Raw genomic sequence first — 612 nt, 5'->3', positions numbered from 1 at the left:
ATCGGCGAGACCGCCTACTCCCTCGCCTCCGGCCTCAACGAACGTGGCATCCGGCACCGCAAGCCGACCGCTGGTCCTCCACAACCGTCAACAAGATGCTCCGCAACCCCCGCTACGGCGGCAAACACCGCATCGAACCCGCCCTCGCATGGGACGGCTGGTCACACGTCCTCTTCGACGACGACCGCCACCCCCTGCTCGGCAACTGGGACCCGATCATCGACCCCAAGGGCTGGTCCCGCGTCCACTTCGAACTCCAACTCCGCCGCCAAGCCTCCGGCATCCCTGCCGGCAGCAGCCGCCCGCCCGTCACGCCGAAGTACCTGCTCTCCGGAATCCTGCGCTGCGGAAAATGCGGCCGCGGCCTGGTCAGCAACCTGGACCGCAAGAAGAACTACCGCACCTACCGCTGCCCTCCCTCCGCTCACGGCGGCTGCGGAGGCATCCACATCGCCGCCGACACCACCGAGAAGGCCGTCGAGCGAGCCCTCACCACGTACTTCGAACAGCTCCTCGCCACGATGCGGCACCGGCATCGGCACGACGACACGGCCCAGGACACACAGCTGATCAACACGCGCAGCGCCCTCACGACCGAACACGCCCGTAAGC

At 67.8% G+C, this 612-nt stretch carries 1 protein-coding gene; it reads left to right on the top strand.

Translation table 11 applies throughout. The annotated features are described in order from the left end of the window. Positions 1 to 95 precede the first annotated feature (95 nt). Positions 96 to 612: recombinase zinc ribbon domain-containing protein (locus AC5RWQ_RS30290; protein WP_494286015.1), on the top strand; the 517-nt coding region annotated here is incomplete at its 3' end.

It is taken from the genome of Micromonospora sp. BS32, from assembly GCF_059089345.1.
This window is presented reverse-complemented; position numbering and strand designations above follow the sequence as displayed.